At 50.9% G+C, this 466-nt stretch carries 1 rRNA gene; it reads right to left on the bottom strand.

The window, feature by feature from the left end:
• Positions 1-466 (bottom strand): 23S ribosomal RNA (locus MFLO_RS14355); the annotation flags it as partial.

Here is a 466-nt window from a genome sequence, read left to right as displayed (position 1 = left end):
GGGCCCCTAGTCCAAACAGTGCTCTACCTCCATGACTCTTCCTTCGAGGCTAGCCCTAAAGCTATTTCGGAGAGAACCAGCTATCTCCAAGTTCGATTGGAATTTCTCCGCTACCCACACCTCATCCCCGCACTTTTCAACGTGCGTGGGTTCGGACCTCCAGTAAGTATTACCTTACCTTCATCCTGGACATGGGTAGATCACCTGGTTTCGGGTCTACGACCTGTTACTTCAACCGCCCTATTCAGACTCGCTTTCGCTACGGCTCCGCTTTTTCCGCTTAACCTTGCAACAAATCGTAACTCGCCGGTTCATTCTACAAAAGGCACGCTATCACCCATTAACGGGCTCTAACTACTTGTAGGCACACGGTTTCAGGAACTGTTTCACTCCCCTTCCGGGGTGCTTTTCACCTTTCCCTCACGGTACTGGTTCACTATCGGTCACTAGGGAGTATTTAGCCTTG

This window comes from Listeria floridensis FSL S10-1187, assembly GCF_000525875.1.
Classification (GTDB): domain Bacteria; phylum Bacillota; class Bacilli; order Lactobacillales; family Listeriaceae; genus Listeria; species Listeria floridensis.
The sequence above is the reverse complement of the archived record's forward strand: the minus strand, read 5'-3'. Positions and strand labels throughout refer to the sequence as shown.